The organism is Citrobacter sp. B72 (assembly GCF_016894305.1).
Classification (GTDB): Bacteria; Pseudomonadota; Gammaproteobacteria; order Enterobacterales; family Enterobacteriaceae; genus Citrobacter; species Citrobacter portucalensis.
The window spans coordinates 4,945,038-4,966,726 of the sequence record NZ_CP069801.1 but is presented as its reverse complement, the minus strand read 5'-3'; the positions used below and the strand labels follow the sequence as shown (position 1 = coordinate 4,966,726).

Below are 21,689 nucleotides of genomic sequence, written 5' to 3'. Positions count from 1 at the left end.
CATGGCGGATTCACAACCTCTATCCGGCGCTCCTGAGGGCGCCGAGTATCTCAGAGCGGTACTGCGTGCGCCGGTATACGAAGCGGCACAGGTAACGCCGCTACAGAAAATGGAAAAACTCTCTTCGCGCCTCGACAACGTCATTCTGGTGAAGCGCGAAGACCGTCAACCCGTTCACAGCTTCAAGCTACGCGGTGCCTATGCCATGATGGCGGGCTTGACCGAAGGGCAAAAAGCGCATGGCGTCATTACCGCATCGGCTGGTAATCATGCTCAGGGCGTCGCTTTCTCTTCTGCGCGATTAGGCGTGAAGGCGCTGATTGTCATGCCAACGGCTACCGCCGATATCAAAGTCGATGCCGTTCGCGGCTTCGGCGGAGAAGTGCTGCTGCACGGCGCGAACTTTGATGAAGCCAAAGCCAAAGCGATTGAATTGTCGCAGCAGCAGGGTTTTACCTGGGTGCCGCCGTTCGATCATCCGATGGTGATTGCCGGGCAGGGCACGCTGGCGCTGGAGTTACTTCAGCAGGACGCGCATCTCGATCGCGTATTCGTACCAGTTGGTGGTGGCGGATTAGCGGCAGGTGTTGCGGTGCTGATTAAACAGCTGATGCCGCAAATCAAAGTGATTGCCGTGGAAGCGGAAGATTCGGCCTGTCTGAAAGCGGCGCTGGATGCCGGTCATCCGGTGGATCTGCCTCGAGTGGGTCTCTTTGCCGAAGGCGTGGCGGTGAAACGTATTGGCGATGAAACCTTCCGTCTGTGCCAGGAATACCTCGACGATATTATTACCGTGGATAGCGATGCTATTTGCGCGGCAATGAAAGACCTGTTCGAAGATGTACGCGCGGTGGCGGAGCCTTCCGGGGCGTTGGCGCTGGCGGGGATGAAAAAATATATCGCCCAGCATAATATTCGCGGCGAGCGTCTGGCGCATGTTCTTTCCGGCGCTAACGTTAACTTCCACGGCCTGCGCTACGTTTCCGAACGTTGCGAGCTGGGGGAACAGCGCGAAGCCTTGCTGGCCGTGACCATCCCGGAAGAAAAGGGCAGCTTCCTGAAGTTTTGCCAACTGCTGGGCGGGCGCTCGGTGACCGAGTTTAACTACCGCTTTGCTGATGCGAAAGACGCCTGCATTTTTGTCGGCGTACGTCTGAGCCGTGGGCTGGAAGAGCGTAAGGAAATCCTGCAACTGCTCAATGAGGGCGGCTATAGCGTGGTGGATCTGTCTGATGACGAGATGGCGAAGCTACACGTGCGCTATATGGTCGGTGGACGTCCGTCGAAACCCTTACAGGAACGTCTTTATAGCTTCGAATTTCCGGAGTCGCCGGGGGCGTTGCTCAAATTCCTGCATACCCTGGGGACGCACTGGAATATTTCATTGTTCCACTATCGCAGTCACGGCACTGACTATGGTCGTGTGCTGGCGGCGTTTGAGTTGGGTGAACACGAGCCTGATTTCGAAACGCGGCTGAATGAACTGGGTTATGACTGTCATGATGAAACACATAACCCGGCGTTCAGGTTCTTCCTGGCAGGTTAACGACAGCCATTAAAAAAGGGTTCATGTAAAAACATGAACCCTTTTTGCTACTGTATCAGCAGATTACAGCGTGATAACGTCGAATTCGACTTCGGTATTCACGTCAGCATCGTAATCCACACCGTCGAGGGCAAAACCGAACAGATTCAGGAATTCCTGCTTGTATCCTGCATAGTCAGTTTCTTGCGCCAGGTTTTCGGTAGTGATCAGCGGCCACAGATCGCGACATGCCTGCTGAATGTCGTCACGCAGTTCCCAGTCATCCATACGGATACGCTGGTTGTCATCAAGCGCCACTTTATCGCCGTACAGGCTGGTGGTCATCAGACGGTTGATCTGCTCAATACAACCTTCGTGAATCCCCTGCGCTTTCATCAGCTTGAAGACCATGGAGATGTACAGTGGCATTACCGGAATCGCAGAAGATGCCTGGGTGATGACGGACTTCAGTACGGCAACGTTAGCGGAACCGTTCAGCGGTGCCAGCTGGTTACGCAGTTCTCCCGCCGCGCGATCGAGGTCTTCTTTCGCTTTGCCCAGCGCGCCGTGCCAGTAGATTGGCCAGGTCAGGTCGGTACCGATGTAGGAGTAGGCTACGGTTTTCACGCCATCAGCCAGCACGCCCGCTTCGCTCAGCGCGCCCATCCACAGTTCCCAGTCTTCGCCGCCCATGACGGTGACGGTGTTCTGAACTTCTTCTTCGGTTGCCGGCTCAATGCTGGCGGTGATGATCTGATCTTTGTTGGTATCGATCGCTTTAGAGGTGTAAACCTCACCGATTGGCTTCAGCGCTGAACGGACGATTTCACCGGTTTTCGGCATTTTACGCACTGGGGAAGCCAGTGAGTAAACCACCAGGTCAATCTGACCCAGGTCTTCTTTGATCAGTTTGATCACTTCATCACGGCATTCGTCAGAGAACGCATCGCCGTTGATGCTCTTGGAGTACAGACCTTCACGCTTGGCTGCTTCGTCGAAAGCTGCAGAGTTATACCAGCCTGCGGAACCTGGTTTGGTATCCGTGCCCGGTTTTTCGAAAAATACGCCGATAGTGGCGGCACCGCTGCCAAAGGCGGCGGAAATTCTGGAAGCCAGACCGTAACCGGTGGAAGCACCGATCACCAGCACGCGAGACGGGCCGTTCTCGATTTTCCCGTTCTGCTTAACATACTCGATCTGCTTTTCCACGTTGACTTTGCAGCCAGTCGGATGGGTCGTTGTACAGATGAATCCACGAATTTTTGGTTTGATTATCATAATGATGGCTAATTAAGTTTGTATTTTCGCTGTCAAGTGCGCAATGACACCGTCTGTTCTGGCCTGCTTAACGCGATGGTTAACAAGCCCCCCACTACAATGGATCACGACATTATACAGAAAAGGAGCGCCAATACTGAATCTACCACTGATTTTAGACCTGACGCTGGCGCTACTCTGCGGATTTACGTTCCAGAACAATCTTCCAAAACGCGTCGATCAGCGGTTCATGCAGCCGCTTTTTCGGCGCGCAGACGCCAAGCTCGAACGGTGTTTTTTCGTCACTTCGCTCTAAAATCATCACGCGATTACGCACCGGCTCCGGGCTGTTTTCTAGCACCACTTCCGGCAGCAGCGCCACGCCGCAGCCCAGCGCCACCATTGAGACCATCGCTTCGTGGCCACCCACCGTGGCGTAAATCGATGGGTTGCTGATTTTGTGACGACGGAACCACAACTCGATGCGGCGGCGTACCGGACCCTGATCGGCCATGATAAACGGCACCGTTGACCAGTCCGGCTTATCGACCGATACCTGATTTCGCACCGGGCAGGGCAGCGCCGGTGCGATCAACACAACCGTCAGATTCTCCAGCATCGAGAACGCCACCGCGCCAGGCAGCGTTTCGGGCTTACCGGCAATTGCCAGATCGGCTTCACCAGTGACCACTTTATCCATCGCATCGGCGGCGTCGCCGGTGGTGAGCTTAATTTCCACTGACGGATGCTCGGCGCGGAAACGGTCAAGGATTGGCGGCAGATGGCTGTAGGCGGCAGTTACCGAACAGAAAATATGCAGTTCGCCTGACAGCGACGGCCCTTGTTGATCGAGAGTGTGGCGTAACTGCTGGTACTGCAACAGCGTCTGTTGGGCAAACACGCGCAGCTCTTCACCGGCTTCGGTCAGCGTAACCGTACGGTTATCGCGCACAAACAGCGGCTGGCCGAGGTCTTCTTCGAGGCGCTGAATCTGTCGGGAAAGCGTGGATGGGCTGACGTGCATTGCCCGCGCGCTGCGGCCAAAGTGACGACTTTCAGCCAAATGCAGGAACATTTTCAGATCGCGTAAATCCACAGACGAGCCTCCGATTTTCTACGTTGCATAAATTGCAATGTGACGTTGTGAATATATCAATTTCCGCAATAAATTTCCTGTTGTAATGTGGATTCAATCTCGCAAATACAAATCTGCGAACCGAATAATAAGCACCACAACACAACATCACGGAGTACACCATCATGGCTAACTACTTTAATACACTGAACCTGCGCCAGCAGCTGGCACAGCTGGGTAAATGTCGCTTTATGGGTCGCGACGAATTCGCCGATGGTGCGAGCTACCTTCAGGGTAAAAAAGTGGTCATCGTCGGCTGTGGCGCCCAGGGTCTGAACCAGGGCCTGAACATGCGTGACTCCGGTCTGGATATCTCCTACGCACTGCGTAAAGAAGCCATTGCTGAGAAGCGTGCTTCCTGGCGTAAAGCGACCGAAAACGGCTTCAAAGTGGGTACCTACGAAGAGCTTATCCCGCAGGCTGATCTGGTGGTTAACCTGACTCCGGACAAGCAGCACTCCGACGTTGTGCGTTCTGTACAGCCGCTGATGAAAGACGGCGCAGCGCTGGGCTACTCCCACGGCTTCAACATCGTGGAAGTGGGCGAGCAGATCCGTAAAGACATCACCGTCGTGATGGTGGCACCGAAGTGCCCGGGTACTGAAGTTCGTGAAGAGTACAAACGTGGTTTCGGCGTACCTACGCTGATCGCCGTTCACCCGGAAAACGATCCGAAAGGCGAAGGCATGGCGATTGCTAAAGCCTGGGCTGCGGCCACCGGCGGTCACCGTGCGGGTGTGCTGGAGTCCTCCTTCGTTGCGGAAGTGAAATCTGACCTGATGGGTGAGCAGACTATCCTGTGCGGTATGCTGCAGGCCGGTTCTCTGCTGTGCTTCGATAAGCTGGTAGAAGAAGGTACTGACCCGGCATATGCTGAAAAACTGATTCAGTTCGGCTGGGAAACCATCACCGAAGCGCTGAAGCAGGGCGGCATCACTCTGATGATGGACCGTCTGTCTAACCCGGCGAAACTGCGTGCTTACGCGCTGTCCGAACAGCTGAAAGAGATCATGGCGCCGCTGTTCCAGAAACACATGGACGACATCATCTCCGGTGAATTCTCTTCCGGCATGATGGCTGACTGGGCCAACGACGATAAGAAACTGCTGACCTGGCGTGAAGAGACCGGCAAAACCGCGTTCGAAACCGCTGCCCAGTTCGACGGTAAAATCGGCGAGCAGGAATACTTTGATAAAGGCGTTCTGATGATTGCGATGGTGAAAGCGGGCGTTGAGCTGGCGTTCGAAACCATGGTGGATTCCGGCATCATCGAAGAATCTGCTTACTACGAATCACTGCACGAACTGCCGCTGATCGCCAACACTATTGCCCGTAAGCGTCTGTACGAAATGAACGTGGTTATCTCTGATACCGCAGAATACGGCAACTACCTGTTCTCTTACGCTTGCGTACCGCTGCTGAAAGAGTTCATGACCACCCTGCAGACCGGCGACCTGGGCAAAGCGATTGCTGAAGGCGCGGTAGACAACGCGCAGCTGCGTGACGTGAACGATGCGATTCGCGGTCATGCTATCGAGAAAGTGGGCCAGAAACTGCGTGGCTACATGACCGATATGAAGCGCATTGCGGTCGCAGGATAATAAATCTTGTCGGGTGGCGCTTCGCTTACCCGACCTACAAAATCGTAAAATGTAGGCCGGGTAAGGCGTAGCCGCCACCCGGCTTTTTTAGTTACGGTACAGCACTTTAATGATGTGGTAACCGAACTGAGTGTGCAGCGGGCCGGTTGGCTCCAGCACAGGGCAGGAAAAGACCACTTTATCGAACGCCGGAACCATCTGGCCCTGACGGAATTCGCCTAAATCACCGCCGCGTTTGCCTGATGGGCAGATGGAGTGTTTCTTCGCCAGTTTGCCGAAGTCGGCGCCGTTTTTAATCTGTTCCAGAAGATCCAGTGCCAGTTTCTCTTCTTTAACAAGGATATGCACTGCTGCTGCTGTTTTTGCCATGATCGTGCCTTCAAAAGGGGGTCTGTAAGGCTCGCGATTTTAGCATGGCTTACCGTCGATACAGCACTTTGATGATGTGGTAGCCAAATTTGGTTTTTACAGGCCCGTAAGGTTTAAGCAGTGGGCAGCTAAACACAGCGGCATCAAATGGTCCCACCATCATCCCCTGTTTGAACTCGCCCAGATCGCCTCCGTTGCGCCCAGAGGGGCAGCGAGAATAGCGTTTTGCCAAATGATCGAAGCTAATACCGCGATCCAGCTTGCTCAGGATCTCCAGAGCTAATTTCTCTTCTTTTACCAGGATATGTAGGGCTGCCGCGCTCTTAGCCATTATTTTGTTCTCATGTCTCAAAGATGTCCCATTACTTTATCACCCGTCTTAGTCGTGGACATATACTCTTCGCCATCGCGGGACAGATGTCTCGCCTGATGTATGGAAACGGGAGATGAGCGACATTTTCTCTGCCGCATTCCCTTTTGCCGGGGACCTCCGTCCTGTCCCTACAGCCATGGAGCGAGATATCATGGATACAATGAAAAAAACTGAATTTTCAGTCGGATGGCTTACCGGGCTGGGTGATATTGTTCGCGATCCACAGCTCTATGAATTATTGAAATATTGCCCTCTGGACATCATGCAGCGCTGGCGTTTTGAAGAGATCCAACGCGGTGCCTTTATCTGTCGGCAGGGGGAAATATGTCAGCGTTTTTCGCTGATTATTGCCGGTGAAGTCGATGTTTTCTATGAGGCTGAAGATGGACGTCGTTATCGTCAAGCCCGCTACCGGAAAGGCGATATGCTGGGCGAACTCGAGATTTTTGAGTCGCGCCATTACATCTGTTCGGTAGTGGCGGTAGGACATGTGCAGCTTCTGAGCTTATCGCAGGAATACTTCAGCCGCTGGCTGGTGTTAGATAACCATTTTAACCAGCGGATGCTTCGCTTCTTTAGTCAGCAATATTACCAGCTGTCGAAAAAGGCAAGCAGCGACAATCTTTACTCGCTGTATCAGCGAGTGTGCCAGGCGTTATGGCTGCGTTATCAACAAGATGGAACGAATGAAATTTTGCTGGATAAGCTAAACCTCAGTCAGGAACTGGCGGCGACGACACGCAGTATTAACCGTATTTTACATGACCTGAAAGCGTTACAGATTATTGATACCGATGGTGAAAGTATTGTGTTGTCAGCCCCTGAAAAATTAAAGCGGGAGGCTGATATCGGATAACCGCAAGAGTGAAGGAGGCGCGAGAATGTCGCTGCAACCCCATATCCAGTTAAGCAAGGAGATGACAGGCGCACGCTATGCGCTGCTGCCGGGAGACCCGTTGCGGGTCGATCGCATCGCCAATTTTCTTGATAACCCAGAATCGCTTGGTCAAAACCGTGAGTTTCGCGCCGCGCGAGGTTGGTATCAGGGGATCGAGATTTTAGTGCTCTCTACCGGAATCGGTGGACCGTCTACGGCTATTGCCATTGAAGAACTGCGTCAAATCGGTGTAAAGACCCTGATTCGTATCGGTAGCTGCGGGGCATTGCAGGATAATCTTGCGCTTGGTGACGTGATTATCGCCCATGCCGCGGTAACGGATGACGGGACCAGCCGTACCTATGCGCCTGCGGGCTATCCGGCCTGCGCCGACCCGCAGTTAACCTGGGAACTGATGGCGCAAGCGCGGCAGATGAATATTCCCGCCACATGCGGCCTGGTGCGCAGCCACGATAGTTTTTATACCGACCGGGAAGCGGAACTGGATGCGCAGTGGTCGGCACTCGGCGTTCTGGGTGCGGATATGGAAAGTGCCGCTTTGATGACCATCGGTGCGCTGCGCGGGTTACATACGGCGTCATTACTCAATGTGGTGGTTGCCCACAACGGTTGTCTGGATAGCAGTATCAATGATTATGTCCAGCAGGAAACGTTGTGCCAACAGGGCGAAGAACGGCAAATTACCCTGGCGCTACGCGCCATTCATTCCGATAGTCAGCAAGGAGGTCAGTGATGGACTTTTTTAGCATTAACAATGTAATGGTCAACATTCCTCTCGGCGAAGGCGGCTATGCACTATCTTGGATTGAAGCCATTGGTACCGTATTTGGTCTGTTATGTATCTGGTGTGCCAGCCGGGAAAAAATCATCAATTACCTGTTTGGCCTGATTAACGTCACGCTGTTTGCAGCAATCTTTTTCCAGATTCAGCTCTATGCCAGCTTGTTGCTACAGGTGTTTTTCTTCGCCGCTAACATTTACGGTTGGTATGCGTGGAGCCGGCAAAATGAGGCGCAGGAAGCAGCGCTCAAAGTACGTTGGCTTTCCCGTCAGCAAACCCTGGTATTGGGCGGCGTTTGCGCGGTGGCCATAGTTTTGATGACGCTGTTTATCGATCCGGTGTTTGCAGCGCTTACCCGCATTATGATTGCACTGCTACAAATGATAGGTATACCGGTCGCGATGCCTGACCTTCAGCCCGATGCCTTCCCGTTCTGGGATTCCACCATGCTGGTGTTGTCGATTGCGGCCATGATTCTGATGACGCGTAAATATGTCGAAAACTGGCTGCTGTGGGTGCTCATCGACGTGATTAGCGTGGTTATTTACGCGGTGCAGGGCGTTTACGCCATGTCGCTTGAGTATGTCCTGCTGACGGCAATCGCGGTGATGGGATCCTACAGCTGGATCAAGAGCGCGCAGCGCAACGGCTATACACCACTAGCCGCGACAGCTTCCTGATTGACCCGATTTTCTGGCTACTCACAGGGGTAGCCAGTTACTCTTTTTCTCCCTCTTTCTGCTACAATCCACCTCCCCCGTGTTTACAGATTGAGCAATCCCTTATGCGTTTGAACCCCGGACAACAACAAGCCGTCGAATTCGTCACCGGACCTTGCCTGGTGCTGGCGGGAGCGGGTTCCGGCAAGACGCGTGTTATCACCAACAAAATAGCCCATCTTATCCGTGAATGTGGCTATCAGGCACGACATATTGCGGCAGTGACCTTTACCAATAAGGCTGCGCGCGAGATGAAAGAGCGCGTGGCGCAAACGCTGGGTCGTAAAGAGGCGCGTGGGTTGATGATCTCCACCTTCCACACCCTGGGACTGGATATCATTAAGCGTGAATACGCGGCGCTGGGGATGAAGTCTAACTTCTCGTTGTTTGACGATACTGACCAGGTGGCCTTGCTTAAGGAACTGACCGAAGGGCTAATCGAAGACGATAAGCTTATTCTCCAGCAGCTGATCTCGACGATCTCCAACTGGAAAAACGATCTGATGACTCCGGCGCAGGCGGCAGCCAGCGCAAAGGGCGAGCGCGATCGTATTTTTGCCCACTGCTATGGTCTGTATGACGCGCATATGAAGGCGTGTAACGTCCTCGATTTTGACGATCTGATCCTGCTTCCCACGCTGCTGCTACAGCGCAATGAAGAAGTACGTGAGCGCTGGCAAAACAGAATCCGCTACCTGCTGGTGGATGAATATCAGGATACCAACACCAGCCAGTATGAGCTGGTGAAGTTGCTGGTAGGGAAACGTGCGCGCTTTACCGTCGTGGGCGATGACGATCAGTCGATCTACTCCTGGCGCGGCGCCCGTCCGCAGAACCTGGTACTGTTGAGCAAAGATTTTCCGGCTTTACAGGTGGTGAAGCTGGAGCAAAACTACCGTTCATCAGGTCGCATCCTTAAGGCGGCGAACATCCTCATTGCGAACAATCCACACGTCTTTGAAAAGCGGCTCTTTTCCGAGTTGGGTTACGGTGCTGAGCTGAAGGTACTAAGTGCCAATAATGAAGAGCACGAAGCCGAACGAGTGACCGGGGAATTAATTGCCCACCACTTTGTGAACAAGACGCAATATAAAGACTACGCCATTCTTTATCGCGGTAATCATCAGTCGCGCGTGTTCGAAAAGTTTCTGATGCAGAACCGTATCCCGTACAAAATTTCCGGCGGAACGTCGTTCTTCTCGCGTCCGGAGATTAAAGATCTGCTGGCCTACCTGCGTGTGCTGAGCAACCCGGATGACGACAGCGCATTTTTGCGCATCGTAAACACGCCAAAGCGTGAAATCGGTCCAGCCACGCTGCAAAAGTTGGGTGAATGGGCGATGACGCGTAATAAAAGCCTGTTTACCGCCAGCTTTGATATGGGGCTTAGCCAGACTCTGACCGGGCGCGGGTATGACTCTCTGACCCGCTTTACGCACTGGCTGGGTGAAATTCAGCGCCTGGCGGAGCGCGAACCGGTTGCCGCTGTGCGCGATCTTATCCACGGTATTGATTACGAATCCTGGCTGTATGAAACCTCGCCGAGCCCGAAAGCGGCTGAAATGCGTATGAAAAACGTCAATACGCTGTTCAGCTGGATGACGGAGATGCTGGAAGGCAGTGAGCTGGAAGAGCCGATGACCCTGACCCAGGTAGTTACCCGCTTTACCCTGCGCGACATGATGGAGCGTGGAGAGAGCGAAGAAGAGCTGGATCAGGTGCAGTTGATGACGCTGCATGCCTCAAAAGGGCTGGAGTTCCCTTACGTGTTTATGGTGGGAATGGAAGAAGGATTTTTGCCGCACCAGAGCAGTATCGATGAAGACAATATCGACGAAGAACGTCGTCTGGCTTACGTAGGGATTACGCGTGCACAGAAAGAACTCATCTTCACTCTGTGTAAAGAGCGTCGTCAGTATGGTGAGCTGGTGCGTCCGGAACCGAGTCGTTTCCTGCTGGAGCTGCCACAGGATGACGTTATCTGGGAACAAGAGCGTAAAGTGGTGAGCGCTGAGGAGCGGATGCAAAAAGGGCAGGCAAGCATCGCTAATATTCGGGCAATGATGGCGAAAGCCAAAGCGAAGTAGGTATTTTGTAGGCCGGATACGTGTAAACGCGCGCTATCCGGCAACCAACATCTAATGAACGTCCAGCGGCCAGTGGACATAGCTTTGCCACTGACTTTCCTGATCGATTAACTCTTTACCCAGCGGATGATGTTCCAGCCAGCCTTCTGGTAGCGTGACCGTCAGGTGCTCGTTTCTTGCATCCATTTGAATTTCCGGCACAAGATCGTCACGGCGACGGCTGGCGAAGATGATCGCCAAACGTAGCAAACGGCAAAGATGCTCCGCGATGCGCGGTGGCACTGCGTTTTGCTGGTGGAGCGAAGAGAGATCGACGGGGTTGGTCTGGTTGAGTAACAGCGTTGCTAGCAGTTTCTTTTGCGCAGGGGTAAAACCCGGGAGATCGAGATTGCGCACCAGATAAGCGGCATGCTGTGGTGCCTGTTTAAAATCAACGCTCAGGCCAATTTCATGCAGCTGACAGGCACTAATCAGTAGTTCGCGGCTAATCGGTTCAAGATGCCACTTTTTTTCTACCTGATCGAGAAATTTAGTCGCTAAATTGGCAACGCGATGTGCTTGCTCTGTATCGACCATAAAGCGACGCTGGATATTGCGTAATGTGCGGCTACGAATATCCTGATCCACCGCCAGATGCAGCATGCCGTAGACCAGACCTTCACGTAATGCGCCGCCGGCCAGGGTCATGCATTGAATGTTCAGTTCGGTGAAAATAGCAATCAGAATGGCCAGCCCGCTGGGGAAAACCAGCGCACGTTCCAGCGTTAACCCTTCGATTTCCAGCTCTTCCAGACGACCGCAGTGAATGGCGCGCTGCTTAAGCTGCTGAAGTTTGGCCAGCGTAATGCGCTCATCCATACCCTGCGCCATCATGATTTCCTGCAACGCCTGGACGGTACCAGAGGCACCAACGCAAACTTTCCAGCCATGAAAACGCAGTTTGTCGGCGACCGGGCGCAGAACTTCACGTGCGGCCTTCTCTGCCTCGTCAAAGTTATCCTGTGCCAGATTACGATCGGTAAAATAACGTTCGAGCCAGGTGACGCAGCCCATCGACAGGCTGAACAGAGAGGTGGTTTGTGCGCCGGAACCGGTGACTAATTCAGTGCTGGCGCCACCAATATCCACAACCAGACGCTGATCGGCACCGCCGGTTGTGTGGGCCACACCTTGATAAATCAGTCGCGCTTCTTCTTCACCGCTAATTACCTGGACAGGGCAGCCAAGGATCTCTTGCGCTTTAGCAATAAACACATCGGCATTTACGGCGATGCGTAATGTTGCCGTGGCGACCACGCGGATTTGAGGATGCGGAATATCCTGCAGACGTTCTGCAAACAAGCGCAAGCATTGCCAGCCGCGCTCCATCGCTTCAACAGAGAGCTCGTTGTCACCGTTGAGTCCAGCGGCCAGACGCACTTTGCGTTTGATACGCGTGAGCGTCTGGATGCTTCCTGCCACCTCGCGTACAACCAGCATATGAAAACTATTCGAGCCGAGATCGATTGCTGCATACAGCGAAGTAGAATTCATACACTTCATCCTTCAACCTGTATCTGTGTTGGCTGCGTTCTCTCACCCGAATCATTTACTAAAATAAGCTCATCGGGATTCGTTTTCTTGCCGCCTTGATACAGGCTGAATGATTTTGTGTATGGCATAACTTTTCTTAACCTGAACGACGACGATTACGCGGAGCACCACCGGTACGGCGTGGGCCATTGCCTGTACGCGGGCGCGTTAAGCGCAACGGCTTCGGCAGATCGGTCATCAGCGCATCCGGGTTATATTTGCTGACCGGAATCGAGTGGCCGATATAGGTCTCGATTGCGGGTAAATTCAGCGCGTACTCTTCACAAGCCAGGCTGATAGAGTGACCGCTTGCGCCAGCACGTCCGGTACGACCGATTCGGTGAACGTAATCTTCACAGTCATCCGGCAGGTCATAGTTAAATACGTGCGTTACTGCTGGGATATGCAGGCCACGCGCAGCGACATCCGTCGCAACGAGAATGTCGAGATCGCCACGGGTGAACTCATCAAGAATACGCAGACGTTTTTTCTGTGCTACGTCACCGGTCAGCAGACCGACGCGATGACCGTCCGCAGCAAGGCTGCCCCAGATATCTTCACAACGATGCTTGGTGTTAGCAAAAACAATGGCGCGATCTGGCCACTCTTCTTCAATCAGCGTTTGCAGCAAACGCATTTTCTCTTCGTTGGAAGGGTAGAAGAGCTCTTCTTTAATGCGGTGGCCAGTTTTCTGTTCCGGTTCGACTTCAACGTACTCAGCGTTATTCATCTGTTCGAACGCCAGTTCGCGAACGCGGTATGAGAGGGTTGCAGAAAACAGCATGTTCAGACGTTGGGTGGTTGGCGGCATACGACGGAACAGCCAACGGATATCTTTAATAAAGCCCAGATCGTACATACGATCGGCTTCATCCAGCACCACGACCTGAATCGCGCCCAGATTAATGTGGTTCTGTTTTGCATAGTCGATGAGACGACCGGTCGTGCCGATAAGAATATCGACGCCGCTTTCCAGCACTTTCAGCTGTTTATCGTAACCGTCGCCGCCATACGCCAGGCCTAATTTCAGACCAGTGGTCTGTGCCAGTGGCTCGGCATCGGCGTGGATCTGCACGGCTAATTCACGCGTTGGCGCCATAATTAACGCACGCGGTTGGTTCACCTTGCGATCGGCAATCGCGGGATGAGAGAGAAGATAATGAAACGTTGACGTCAGGAACGCCATCGTTTTTCCGGTACCGGTTTGCGCCTGCCCGGCAACATCACGACCAGCCAGCGTTAGCGGCAGCGCGAGGGCTTGAATGGGCGTACAGTTATGAAAGCCTTTATTTTCAAGGGCTTCTATCACCTTTGGGTGCAGGGCGAAGTCGGAAAACTTCTGTTCTGTTAAATGTGTTTTGCTCATAGTGTGGTAGAATATCAGCTTACTATTGCTTTACGAAAGCGTATCCGGTGAAATAAAGTCAACCTTTAGTTGGTTAATGCTACATCAACACGTCGTTGATTAATGCTACACCAATGCACCAGGCTTATTCCTGTGGAGTTATTATGAGCGATAAAATTATTCACCTGACTGACGACAGTTTTGACACGGATGTACTCAAAGCGGACGGAGCAATCCTCGTTGATTTCTGGGCAGAGTGGTGCGGTCCGTGCAAAATGATCGCTCCGATTCTGGATGAAATCGCTGACGAATATCAGGGCAAACTGACGGTTGCTAAACTGAACATTGACCAAAACCCAGGCACCGCGCCGAAGTATGGTATCCGTGGCATCCCGACCCTGCTGCTGTTTAAAAACGGCGAAGTTGCGGCGACGAAAGTCGGCGCGCTGTCCAAAGGTCAGTTGAAAGAATTCCTCGATGCTAATTTAGCGTAAGGAAGTCTCATGATCGGGCGACCCTACTTCGAAATGATTCGGATGACTGGACGCCCGACTTGAGTCGTGCTAAGTTAGTGTTGACTTCGTATTAAACATACCTTATTAAGTTTGAATCTAGTTATATCCAATACTTCCCGTTGTTTCTCGCGCGAGGAGTGGACAGATTCCTGGCTTGTCACTCAATCCGTCTTGTCGTTTCAGTTCTGCGTACTTTCCTGTGACCAGACAGCGAACAGACATGAGTTGATGGCCGTAAACAGGCATGGATGACCCTGCCATACCATTCACAACATTAAGTTCGAGATTTACCCCAAGTTTAAGAACTCACACCATTATGAATCTTACCGAATTAAAGAATACGCCGGTTTCTGAGCTGATCACTCTCGGCGAAAATATGGGCCTTGAAAACCTGGCTCGTATGCGCAAGCAGGACATTATTTTTGCCATCCTGAAGCAGCACGCAAAGAGTGGCGAAGATATCTTTGGTGACGGTGTGCTGGAGATATTGCAGGATGGATTTGGTTTCCTCCGCTCTGCAGACAGCTCCTACCTCGCCGGTCCTGATGACATCTACGTTTCTCCCAGCCAAATCCGCCGTTTCAACCTCCGCACTGGTGATACCATTTCTGGTAAGATTCGCCCGCCGAAAGAAGGTGAACGCTACTTTGCGCTGTTGAAAGTTAACGAAGTTAACTACGACAAACCAGAAAACGCCCGTAACAAAATCCTCTTTGAGAACTTAACGCCGCTGCACGCAAACTCTCGTCTGCGTATGGAACGTGGTAACGGTTCTACTGAAGACTTAACGGCGCGTGTACTGGATCTGGCATCGCCGATCGGTCGTGGCCAACGTGGTCTGATTGTTGCTCCGCCGAAAGCGGGTAAAACCATGCTGCTGCAGAATATCGCGCAGAGCATTGCATACAATCATCCTGACTGCGTGCTGATGGTGCTGCTGATTGACGAACGTCCGGAAGAAGTTACCGAGATGCAGCGTCTGGTGAAAGGTGAAGTGGTTGCCTCTACCTTTGACGAACCAGCCTCCCGCCACGTTCAGGTTGCGGAAATGGTTATCGAGAAGGCGAAACGTCTGGTTGAACACAAGAAAGACGTTATCATTCTGCTTGACTCCATCACCCGTCTGGCGCGTGCATATAACACCGTGGTTCCGGCTTCCGGTAAAGTACTGACCGGTGGTGTGGACGCCAACGCCCTGCATCGTCCTAAGCGTTTCTTTGGTGCTGCACGTAACGTGGAAGAGGGCGGTAGCCTGACCATTATCGCGACTGCGCTGATTGATACCGGCTCTAAAATGGATGAAGTTATCTACGAAGAGTTTAAAGGTACCGGCAACATGGAACTGCATCTCTCTCGTAAGATTGCTGAAAAACGCGTCTTCCCGGCTATCGACTACAACCGTTCCGGTACCCGTAAAGAAGAGCTGCTCACTACCCAGGAAGAGCTGCAGAAAATGTGGATCCTGCGCAAAATCATCCATCCGATGGGTGAAATCGATGCAATGGAATTCCTCATTAACAAACTGGCGATGACCAAGACCAACGACGATTTCTTCGATATGATGAAGCGTTCCTGATTCGGGCATCATCTGAAAACGCCACGTTTTTACGTGGCGTTTTGCTTTTGTGGATGTAATCTTAACGACACAATAATAATAATCCGGTATGACATACCGCCTGGCGATGAAGGGTTGTAATTCGTATTTTGTGGTTAATAATCATACAGAACCACCTGATATGGAATCGGGTTTCTCTTCTGAATAATCGCCTGGATGGTTATACTTCATATATTGATATTCTTTGAGAGTATGTATAGTGAATTTACTGACAGCAAGTACTGATCTCATCAGTATTTTTTTATTCACAACGCTGTTTCTTTTCTTTGCCCGCAAGGTTGCGAAAAAGATAGGATTGGTGGATAAACCCAACTTCCGCAAACGTCATCAGGGACTGATTCCGTTGGTTGGGGGGATTTCGGTTTACGCAGGCATTTGCTTTACGTTCCTCATCGCCGATTATTATATCCCGCATGCAACTCTCTACCTGGCTTGTGCCGGTGTACTGGTGTTTATCGGTGCACTGGACGACCGCTTTGATATCAGTGTAAAAATCCGTGCGACCATCCAGGCTATCATCGGCATCATTATGATGTCGGTAGGTAAGCTCTATCTGTTGAGCCTTGGGTTCATTTTTGGCCCTTGGGAGATGGTGCTCGGTCCTTTTGGCTATTTCCTTACCCTTTTCGCCGTTTGGGCTGCAATTAACGCCTTTAACATGGTGGATGGGATTGATGGTCTGTTAGGCGGGCTATCCAGCGTATCATTCGCCGCAATGGGGCTTATCTTGTGGTTTGACGGCCAGACAAGCCTGGCTATCTGGTGTTTTGCCATGATCGCCGCCATTCTGCCTTACATCATGCTGAACCTGGGTATTCTCGGACGTCGCTATAAGGTCTTTATGGGCGATGCGGGGAGTACGCTGATTGGCTTTACGGTCATCTGGATCCTGCTGGAGACCACTCAAGGTAAAACGCATCCTATTAGCCCGGTCACCGCACTGTGGATTATTGCCATTCCGTTAATGGATATGGTGGCGATCATGTATCGTCGTTTACGTAAAGGTATGAGCCCTTTCTCCCCGGACCGCCAACATATTCACCATTTAATTATGCGCGCCGGGTTTACTTCCCGACAGGCTTTTGTCCTGATTACGCTGGCTGCTGCGATCCTGGCTTCTATCGGCGTGTTGGCTGAATATTCTCGGGTCGTTCCGGAATGGGTGATGCTGGTGCTCTTTTTACTGGCATTTGTCTTGTATGACTATTGTATTAAACGTGCCTGGAAGGTAGCGAGATTTATCAAACGCTGGAAGCGCAAGTTGCGTAGAAACCGTGACAGTAAACCAAACTTAACCAAATAAATTGAGGGTACGATGACACAACCATTACCGGGGGAACATGCCATGAGCGCTGAAAATGAACTGGACATCCGTGGGTTGTTTCGTACTTTGTGGACAGGGAAGGTGTGGATCGTCGGTATGGCTCTCGCCTTCGCGTTAGTCGCTCTCGCCTATACGTTTTTTGCTCGTCAGGAGTGGAGCGCGACGGCGATTTCAGACAGGCCAACGGTTAATATGTTGGGCGGCTATTACTCTCAGCAGCAGTTCTTACGTAACCTGGACATCAAGGCCAGTCTTGCATCTGCGGATCAGCCGTCAGTGATGGATGAGGCCTATAAAGAATTTATCATGCAGCTTGCCTCATGGGATACGCGCCGTGAATTCTGGCAGCAGACTGATTACTACAAGCAACGTATGGTGGGGAACAGTAAAGCCGATGCGGCGATGCTGGATGAACTGATTAATAACATTCAGTTTATGCCTGGCGATGCGGTTCGTAATACCAATGACAGCGTGAAGCTGATTGCCGAAACGGCACCTGATGCCAACAATCTGTTGCGTCAGTACGTCGCGTTTGCCAGTCAGCGTGCGGCGCGTCATCTGAACGACGAGTTAAAGGGAGCCTGGGCTGCGCGCACTGTGCAGATGAAGGCGCAGGTTAAACGCCAGGAAGAAGTGGCGAAATCGATTTTCTCTCGCAGAGTTCACAACATTGAGCAGGCTCTCAAAATTGCTGAACAGCATAATATTTCGCGTACTTCCACTGACGTTCCGGCTGAAGAGCTACCCGATTCTGAACTGTTTTTGCTTGGACGTCCTATGCTGCAGGCGCGACTCGAAAACCTGCAATCTGTTGGTCCCGATTTCGATCTGGACTACTTCCAAAACCGAGCCATGCTTAACACACTGAACGTTGGGCCAACTCTGGATCCGCGTTTTCAGACCTATCGTTATTTGCGTACGCCGGAGGAACCGGTAAAACGTGACAGCCCTCGTCGTGCCTTCCTGATGATTATGTGGGGCATCGTTGGGGCTCTGATCGGTGCTGGTGTCGCGTTAACCCGTCGCCGCACGATTTAGCAATATCGTTGCAGTGAGGGGCTGGGCCCTCACTGCCAATCCGAAGAGAATCGATGTGAAAGTACTGACTGTATTTGGCACGCGACCGGAGGCCATAAAAATGGCACCTCTGGTTCATGCGCTGGCAAAAGATCCTGATTTTGAGGCAAAAGTTTGCGTCACGGCGCAGCATCGGGAGATGCTCGATCAGGTGTTGAACCTCTTTTCCATTGTACCTGACTACGATCTCAATATTATGCAGCCAGGTCAGGGACTAACAGAAATTACCTGCCGAATACTGGAAGGATTAAAGCCAATTCTGGCTGATTTTAAACCTGACGTTGTGTTAGTTCACGGCGATACCACAACCACCATTGCTACTAGCCTGGCCGCGTTCTATCAGCGCATCCCGGTAGGGCATGTGGAGGCAGGCTTACGTACAGGCGATCTCTACTCTCCCTGGCCGGAAGAGGCGAACCGTACGCTGACCGGGCATCTGGCGATGTATCATTTTGCACCAACAGAAAACTCGCGCCAAAACCTGTTACGGGAAAACATTTCTGATAGCCGTATCTTCGTTACAGGTAATACGGTTATTGATGCGTTGATCTGGGTACGCGATCGCGTACTGGCGAGTGATGCATTACGAGCTGAACTGGCAGAGCATTACCCATTCCTGAGCTCGGATAAAAAGATGATACTGGTGACCGGTCATCGTCGGGAAAGCTTCGGTCGTGGTTTTGAACACATTTGTCATGCGCTGGCGGAAATTGCCGCGGCCAATCAGAACGTACAGATTGTCTATCCGGTGCACCTGAATCCTAACGTCAGCGAACCGGTTAATCGCATTCTGGGGCACGTTGAAAACGTCATCCTGATTGAACCGCAGGATTATATGCCGTTTGTCTGGCTGATGAATCACGCCTGGCTGATCCTTACCGACTCTGGCGGGATTCAGGAAGAAGCCCCATCTCTGGGGAAACCGGTTCTGGTGATGCGCGAAACGACGGAACGTCCGGAAGCGATTACTGCAGGCACAGTACGTCTGGTAGGGACCGACCCGCAGCGTATTGTCGAAGAAGTCACGCGTTTGCTGCATGACGACAATGAATATCAGACCATGAGCCGCGCCCATAATCCGTATGGTGACGGGCAGGCATGTGGCCGCATTTTACACGCGTTAAAAAATAATCGGATATCGCTATGAGTTTTACGACCATTTCTGTCATTGGGCTGGGTTATATCGGACTGCCGACGGCGGCTGCCTTTGCTTCCCGTCAAAAGCATGTGATTGGCGTAGATGTAAATCAACACGCGGTGGATACCATTAATCGCGGTGAAATTCATATCGTTGAGCCAGATTTGGGCGCCGTGGTGAAAACGGCGGTCGAAAATGGATTTCTGCGTGCGACCACAACCCCTGTAGATGCGGATGCCTATCTGATTGCTGTGCCTACTCCGTTTAAGGGGGAGCACGAACCCGATATGGTTTATGTGGAAGCCGCGGCTAAATCTCTTGCACCGGTGCTGAAAAAAGGCACGTTGGTGATCCTTGAATCGACGTCGCCTGTCGGGGCCACTGAACAGATGGCCACATGGCTTGCAGAAATGCGGCCTGACCTGACTTTCCCGCAGCAAGTCGGTGAACACGCGGACGTTAACATTGCTTATTGCCCAGAGCGCGTGCTGCCGGGCCAGGTGATGGTTGAACTGATTAAAAACGACCGCGTGATTGGGGGAATGACCTCCGTCTGTTCCGCGCGTGCTAGCGAACTGTACAACATTTTCCTGGAGGGCGAATGTGTCGTGACCAACGCCCGTACGGCGGAAATGTGCAAACTGACTGAAAATAGCTTCCGCGACGTCAATATCGCCTTCGCCAATGAGCTGTCGCTGATTTGCGCCGATCAGGGGATCAACGTCTGGGAACTGATTCGACTGGCAAATCGCCATCCGCGCGTGAATATTTTGCAACCGGGTCCGGGGGTTGGCGGGCACTGTATCGCGGTTGATCCGTGGTTTATCGTGGCGCAGAACCCGCAGCAGGCGAAATTGATTCGCACCGCGCGTGAGGTTAACGACGGTAAGCCTCATTGGGTGGTTGATCAGGTAAAAGCTGCCGTGGCCGACTGTCTGGCGGATACCAATAAACGGGCCAGCGAAGTGAAAATTGCCTGTTTTGGTCTGGCATTTAAACCGAATATTGATGACTTACGTGAAAGCCCGGCGATGGGAATTGCGCAAAGCATCGCGCATTGGCACAAAGGCGAAACATTGGTGGTGGAACCGAACATCCATCAACTGCCGAAAAAACTGGACGGTCTGTGCCAACTGGCAGCGCTGGATGATGCTCTGGCAAGCGCCGATGTGCTGGTCTTGCTGGTCGACCATAATGAATTTAAAGCCATTAAAGGCGATGCGGTTCACCAGCAATATATCGTTGATACCAAAGGGGTCTGGCGCTAATGAAACGAATTCTGGTTACCGGTGGAGCGGGATTCATCGGCTCGGCGGTTGTACGGCATATCATTCAGGAGACTCAGGATGCGGCAATTGTGGTCGATAAGCTGACCTATGCCGGAAACCTGATGTCGCTGGAGCCGGTTGCACAGAATCCTCGTTTTACCTTTGAGAAAGTCGATATCTGCGATCGAGCTTCGCTCGACAGGGTGTTTCAACACTATCAGCCGGACTGCGTGATGCATCTGGCGGCAGAAAGCCACGTCGATCGCTCAATTGATGGTCCGGCCGCCTTCATCGAAACTAACATCGTGGGAACCTACACGCTGTTGGAAGCGGCGCGCGCTTACTGGGGTGATTTAACCAGCGAGAAAAAATCAGCGTTTCGTTTCCACCATATCTCGACTGACGAGGTGTATGGCGACCTGCATTCTACGGATGATTTCTTCACTGAAACCACACCGTATGCACCGAGCAGCCCTTATTCCGCGTCGAAAGCCAGCAGCGATCATCTGGTTCGCGCTTGGCTGCGTACCTACGGTCTGCCAACGCTGATAACCAACTGTTCTAACAACTATGGTCCGTACCATTTTCCGGAAAAACTGATTCCGCTGATGATCCTCAACGCATTGGCGGGGAAGCCGTTGCCGGTTTACGGCAATGGGCAACAGATCCGTGACTGGTTGTATGTAGAAGATCACGCCAGGGCGCTCTATTGTGTGGCGACAACGGGCGCGGTGGGAGAAACCTATAATATCGGTGGTCATAACGAGCGTAAAAACCTGGAAGTTGTCGAAACGGTTTGCAGCCTGTTGGAAGAGCTGGCACCGCAAAAGCCGCAGGGTATCGCGCAGTACCGCGACTTGATCGCTTTTGTGGACGATCGCCCGGGTCATGATTTGCGTTACGCCATTGACGCGTCGAAAATTGCGCGTGAACTAGGCTGGATGCCGCAAGAAACGTTTGAAAGCGGAATGCGCAAAACCGTGCAGTGGTATCTGGCTAATCAGGCATGGTGGAAACCCGTGCAGGACGGCAGTTACCAGGGCGAACGTTTAGGTCTGAAGGGCTAACAGCCTGGTTTTGGCTCCCGGAG

At 52.3% G+C, this 21,689-nt stretch carries 20 protein-coding genes; 14 read left to right on the top strand and 6 right to left on the bottom strand.

From position 1 onward, the window contains the following. Nucleotide 1: 1 nt before the first annotated feature. Complete coding sequence (ilvA, locus tag JQN59_RS23760) at nt 2-1,546, top strand: threonine ammonia-lyase, biosynthetic (protein ID WP_079935207.1); 1,545 nt, start codon at nt 2-4, stop codon at nt 1,544-1,546. 63 nt (nt 1,547-1,609) lie between these two features. Here ilvA and fabV read toward each other — a convergent pair whose 3' ends face one another. Both fabV and ilvY read right to left on the bottom strand, forming a co-directional pair. Further along, nucleotides 1,610-2,803, bottom strand: a complete 1,194-nt coding sequence (gene fabV, locus JQN59_RS23755; protein ID WP_008787067.1) for an enoyl-ACP reductase FabV — start codon at nt 2,801-2,803, stop codon at nt 1,610-1,612. Between the two features lie 172 nt (nt 2,804-2,975). Next, nucleotides 2,976-3,878 (bottom strand): HTH-type transcriptional activator IlvY, encoded by a 903-nt coding sequence (gene ilvY, locus JQN59_RS23750; protein WP_003829023.1) that lies wholly within the window; start codon nt 3,876-3,878, stop codon nt 2,976-2,978. A 164-nt stretch (nt 3,879-4,042) separates the two neighbouring features. Between ilvY and ilvC the strand changes: the two genes are divergently transcribed. Continuing rightward, the gene (gene ilvC / locus JQN59_RS23745) at nt 4,043-5,518 is read left to right on the top strand and encodes a ketol-acid reductoisomerase (RefSeq protein ID WP_003829020.1); all 1,476 of its coding nucleotides are present in this window, start codon (nt 4,043-4,045) and stop codon (nt 5,516-5,518) included. 87 nt (nt 5,519-5,605) lie between these two features. Here ilvC and ppiC (JQN59_RS23740) read toward each other — a convergent pair whose 3' ends face one another. Beyond that, a complete protein-coding gene (ppiC, locus tag JQN59_RS23740; RefSeq protein ID WP_003017999.1) occupies nt 5,606-5,887 on the bottom strand; it encodes a peptidylprolyl isomerase PpiC in 282 nt (93 codons plus the stop codon). A gap of 49 nt (nt 5,888-5,936) precedes the next feature. After that, entirely contained in the window at nt 5,937-6,218 is a 282-nt protein-coding gene (gene ppiC / locus JQN59_RS23735) for a peptidylprolyl isomerase PpiC (protein ID WP_038634595.1), read from the bottom strand. A 193-nt stretch (nt 6,219-6,411) separates the two neighbouring features. On the opposite strand from ppiC (JQN59_RS23735), the gene JQN59_RS23730 reads away from it, so the two are divergent. The 4 genes from JQN59_RS23730 to rep all read left to right on the top strand — a co-directional run bounded on the left by JQN59_RS23730 (nt 6,412) and on the right by rep (nt 10,745). Further along, entirely contained in the window at nt 6,412-7,116 is a 705-nt protein-coding gene (locus JQN59_RS23730; protein WP_149608257.1) for a Crp/Fnr family transcriptional regulator, read from the top strand. Nucleotides 7,117-7,141: 25 nt separating this feature from the next. Then, nucleotides 7,142-7,891, top strand: a complete 750-nt coding sequence (locus JQN59_RS23725; RefSeq protein ID WP_188110119.1) for a nucleoside phosphorylase — start codon at nt 7,142-7,144, stop codon at nt 7,889-7,891. Continuing rightward, the gene (gene pnuC, locus JQN59_RS23720; protein ID WP_060683009.1) at nt 7,891-8,619 is read left to right on the top strand and encodes a nicotinamide riboside transporter PnuC; all 729 of its coding nucleotides are present in this window, start codon (nt 7,891-7,893) and stop codon (nt 8,617-8,619) included. The genes JQN59_RS23725 and pnuC overlap by 1 nt, the downstream gene beginning before the upstream one ends. A gap of 104 nt (nt 8,620-8,723) precedes the next feature. Further along, the gene (gene rep / locus JQN59_RS23715) at nt 8,724-10,745 is read left to right on the top strand and encodes a DNA helicase Rep (protein WP_003829018.1); all 2,022 of its coding nucleotides are present in this window, start codon (nt 8,724-8,726) and stop codon (nt 10,743-10,745) included. A 51-nt stretch (nt 10,746-10,796) separates the two neighbouring features. Here the strand turns inward: rep and gppA are convergent, their stop codons facing one another. Further along, complete coding sequence (gene gppA, locus JQN59_RS23710) at nt 10,797-12,278, bottom strand: guanosine-5'-triphosphate,3'-diphosphate diphosphatase (RefSeq protein WP_048215229.1); 1,482 nt, start codon at nt 12,276-12,278, stop codon at nt 10,797-10,799. 136 nt (nt 12,279-12,414) lie between these two features. Beyond that, on the bottom strand, nt 12,415-13,683 hold the full coding sequence (gene rhlB / locus JQN59_RS23705; RefSeq protein WP_003829013.1) for an ATP-dependent RNA helicase RhlB: 1,269 nt from the start codon (nt 13,681-13,683) through the stop codon (nt 12,415-12,417). 143 nt (nt 13,684-13,826) lie between these two features. Here rhlB and trxA point away from each other — a divergent pair, with 143 nt between their 5' ends. The 8 genes from trxA to rffG all read left to right on the top strand — a co-directional run bounded on the left by trxA (nt 13,827) and on the right by rffG (nt 21,666). Further along, nucleotides 13,827-14,156: a thioredoxin TrxA gene (gene trxA / locus JQN59_RS23700; RefSeq protein ID WP_001280776.1), complete on the top strand. Its 330-nt coding sequence runs from the start codon at nt 13,827-13,829 to the stop codon at nt 14,154-14,156. Between the two features lie 130 nt (nt 14,157-14,286). Beyond that, on the top strand, nt 14,287-14,406 hold the full coding sequence (locus tag JQN59_RS23695) for a rho operon leader peptide (RefSeq protein WP_049259789.1): 120 nt from the start codon (nt 14,287-14,289) through the stop codon (nt 14,404-14,406). Nucleotides 14,407-14,493: 87 nt separating this feature from the next. Next, nucleotides 14,494-15,753, top strand: a complete 1,260-nt coding sequence (rho, locus tag JQN59_RS23690) for a transcription termination factor Rho (RefSeq protein ID WP_002437993.1) — start codon at nt 14,494-14,496, stop codon at nt 15,751-15,753. A gap of 238 nt (nt 15,754-15,991) precedes the next feature. Continuing rightward, nucleotides 15,992-17,095, top strand: coding sequence for a UDP-N-acetylglucosamine--undecaprenyl-phosphate N-acetylglucosaminephosphotransferase (gene wecA, locus JQN59_RS23685; protein WP_149608256.1), 1,104 nt, complete (start codon nt 15,992-15,994; stop codon nt 17,093-17,095). Between the two features lie 12 nt (nt 17,096-17,107). Continuing rightward, nucleotides 17,108-18,154: an ECA polysaccharide chain length modulation protein gene (gene wzzE, locus JQN59_RS23680; RefSeq protein WP_003829003.1), complete on the top strand. Its 1,047-nt coding sequence runs from the start codon at nt 17,108-17,110 to the stop codon at nt 18,152-18,154. Nucleotides 18,155-18,209: 55 nt separating this feature from the next. Next, nucleotides 18,210-19,340: a non-hydrolyzing UDP-N-acetylglucosamine 2-epimerase gene (gene wecB / locus JQN59_RS23675; protein WP_032934208.1), complete on the top strand. Its 1,131-nt coding sequence runs from the start codon at nt 18,210-18,212 to the stop codon at nt 19,338-19,340. Beyond that, the gene (gene wecC / locus JQN59_RS23670; RefSeq protein ID WP_048215227.1) at nt 19,337-20,599 is read left to right on the top strand and encodes a UDP-N-acetyl-D-mannosamine dehydrogenase; all 1,263 of its coding nucleotides are present in this window, start codon (nt 19,337-19,339) and stop codon (nt 20,597-20,599) included. The genes wecB and wecC overlap by 4 nt, the downstream gene beginning before the upstream one ends. Then, on the top strand, nt 20,599-21,666 hold the full coding sequence (gene rffG / locus JQN59_RS23665; protein WP_048215226.1) for a dTDP-glucose 4,6-dehydratase: 1,068 nt from the start codon (nt 20,599-20,601) through the stop codon (nt 21,664-21,666). The genes wecC and rffG overlap by 1 nt, the downstream gene beginning before the upstream one ends. Nucleotides 21,667-21,689 lie beyond the last annotated feature (23 nt).

Excerpts from the sequence above, each read along its gene's own strand:
- rhlB (WP_003829013.1), bottom strand. The coding sequence starts at position 13,683 with ATGAGCAAAACACATTTAACAGAACAGAAGTTTTCCGACTTCGCCCTG.
- JQN59_RS23730 (WP_149608257.1), top strand. The coding sequence starts at position 6,412 with ATGGATACAATGAAAAAAACTGAATTTTCAGTCGGATGGCTTACCGGG.
- fabV (WP_008787067.1), bottom strand. The coding sequence starts at position 2,803 with ATGATAATCAAACCAAAAATTCGTGGATTCATCTGTACAACGACCCAT.
- ilvA (WP_079935207.1), top strand. The coding sequence starts at position 2 with ATGGCGGATTCACAACCTCTATCCGGCGCTCCTGAGGGCGCCGAGTAT.
- rffG (WP_048215226.1), top strand. The coding sequence starts at position 20,599 with ATGAAACGAATTCTGGTTACCGGTGGAGCGGGATTCATCGGCTCGGCG.
- JQN59_RS23725 (WP_188110119.1), top strand. The coding sequence starts at position 7,142 with ATGTCGCTGCAACCCCATATCCAGTTAAGCAAGGAGATGACAGGCGCA.
- pnuC (WP_060683009.1), top strand. The coding sequence starts at position 7,891 with ATGGACTTTTTTAGCATTAACAATGTAATGGTCAACATTCCTCTCGGC.
- ppiC (WP_038634595.1), bottom strand. The coding sequence starts at position 6,218 with ATGGCTAAGAGCGCGGCAGCCCTACATATCCTGGTAAAAGAAGAGAAA.
- rep (WP_003829018.1), top strand. The coding sequence starts at position 8,724 with ATGCGTTTGAACCCCGGACAACAACAAGCCGTCGAATTCGTCACCGGA.
- ppiC (WP_003017999.1), bottom strand. The coding sequence starts at position 5,887 with ATGGCAAAAACAGCAGCAGCAGTGCATATCCTTGTTAAAGAAGAGAAA.
- trxA (WP_001280776.1), top strand. The coding sequence starts at position 13,827 with ATGAGCGATAAAATTATTCACCTGACTGACGACAGTTTTGACACGGAT.
- ilvC (WP_003829020.1), top strand. The coding sequence starts at position 4,043 with ATGGCTAACTACTTTAATACACTGAACCTGCGCCAGCAGCTGGCACAG.
- wecC (WP_048215227.1), top strand. The coding sequence starts at position 19,337 with ATGAGTTTTACGACCATTTCTGTCATTGGGCTGGGTTATATCGGACTG.
- rho (WP_002437993.1), top strand. The coding sequence starts at position 14,494 with ATGAATCTTACCGAATTAAAGAATACGCCGGTTTCTGAGCTGATCACT.
- wzzE (WP_003829003.1), top strand. The coding sequence starts at position 17,108 with ATGACACAACCATTACCGGGGGAACATGCCATGAGCGCTGAAAATGAA.
- gppA (WP_048215229.1), bottom strand. The coding sequence starts at position 12,278 with ATGAATTCTACTTCGCTGTATGCAGCAATCGATCTCGGCTCGAATAGT.